This is a genomic window from Photorhabdus viridis, from assembly GCF_040256935.1.
In the GTDB taxonomy this organism is placed as follows: domain Bacteria; phylum Pseudomonadota; class Gammaproteobacteria; order Enterobacterales; family Enterobacteriaceae; genus Photorhabdus; species Photorhabdus viridis.
In genome coordinates this window covers 1-381 of the sequence record NZ_JBEJZY010000304.1, presented here as the reverse complement: position 1 = coordinate 381, position 381 = coordinate 1, and the positions used below count along the sequence as shown (strand labels likewise).

The 381-nt window shown below is 38.6% G+C and carries 1 protein-coding gene; it reads left to right on the top strand.

The features are described from left to right. The coding region (locus ABR397_RS23480; RefSeq protein ID WP_350307803.1) for a PAAR domain-containing protein at nucleotides 1–252 on the top strand (252 nt) is incomplete at its 5' end. Nucleotides 253–381 lie beyond the last annotated feature (129 nt).

The window sequence follows — 381 nt, the reverse complement described above, 5'->3', positions numbered from 1 at the left end:
AAAAAAATTATCCTTAAAGGTGATACCACAACAACCGGAGGCGATGTTTTAAAAGGTTCTGGTTTAGTAAATCAACAATCGTCGGTTGCTTGTAAAGGTGATCCGGTATTTTGTCCCGCCTGTAAACAAACCGGCGCTATTGCGGAAGGTTCCAATGTGCTCAATATACAGGGAATACCTGTTGCACTGGAGGGACACAAGGTTAATTGTGGTTGTTCGACCGGTGCCTGCCGATTAAAGGTGCGGTCATAAATATCACATTCTAAGGCTCTTAATTGAAATAGCCATAAAACCAGAGCAGGTTTTAAACTGTTATTAAAAACTATTGTTTTAATTTATAGTTTTAATCGGTATAACATTTTCATCGTTGTTTTTACCGCT